We start from the raw sequence: 936 nt of genomic DNA on the forward strand, positions 1-936 counted from the left end.
GTTCTGATTTTTCTACCTGTGTTTAATGAATCTGACATGAAGTCAATCGACCAAGTTTGATTAATTGACAGTGGCACGCTCAAAGCCTGCGGCTTATCGCGTTTGATTCTTCTTCTAGGCTTTAATCCTTAGATTAAGCTCTAGTTGCTTGTAGATGCGATACACACGCTTGTGATTCCATTTAAAGCCCTTAGTGTTGCGTAAATACATAAAGCACAATCCAAATCCCCATTGTTTATGCGTTGTGGTTAATCGCAACAACCAATCAACAATAACCTCATTCTCAGATGATAGCTTTGGATCGTACCGATAACAGGTCTCACTAATCTTAAAAGCCTGACAAGCCAATCTTACTGTTACCCGATGCTTGTTAATAGCCTGCCGGGCCATCTCCTTACGTAGAGATGGCCTTAGAACTTTTTTGTTAAGGCTTCCTGTACAGTCATGGCTTTTAAGCGCTCATCAGCATATTCTGTTCAATACCCCCTTGCGGGGTGAATACCCCGCAAGGGGTATAAATACCCAGCCATTCGGCTGGGTCGAAGTGCCAAAGTGTCGAATTAATCCTTTAGGCAGCGAACACTAAAGCCGAACGCCTTATCGTCGGTATTGCGGTTCACTCTACCCCCGCTAGTGTACAGGTCGCGTTTGTAAGCATCACCACCTGACTCGGTACTACTCCACAAGTTCGTGTAGTTACCACGATCGTAGAAACTACCATTGGTACCACGGAGGCCCGCTAACTTAGCCTCGAAGTTACTAGAGCCGCCTACTTTCAGCTTTGTACCTTCATTAGTACCACGCCAACTAGTTAAATTTTGTTGGGTGGTGCTCATACCTAATTGACCTTCTAAGACTTTCCAATCGGAATCAGATGGCAAGCTCCAACCACTAGGGCAAACATTCATCGCTGCATCCCAAGTATAATAATAACCA

At 44.6% G+C, this 936-nt stretch carries 1 protein-coding gene and 1 pseudogene; both read right to left on the minus strand.

Annotated features, from left to right (window positions below; genetic code table 11):
* Positions 1-470, minus strand: a pseudogene (locus tag BTHERMOSOX_RS11885) (transposase family protein); the annotation flags it as partial.
* Positions 471-560: 90 nt separating this feature from the next.
* Positions 561-936 (minus strand): FISUMP domain-containing protein (locus tag BTHERMOSOX_RS11595; protein ID WP_283204863.1); only part of this gene is annotated, 376 nt, incomplete at its 5' end.

It is taken from the genome of Bathymodiolus heckerae thiotrophic gill symbiont (assembly GCF_900128515.1).
Taxonomy (GTDB): domain Bacteria; phylum Pseudomonadota; class Gammaproteobacteria; order PS1; family Pseudothioglobaceae; genus Thioglobus_A.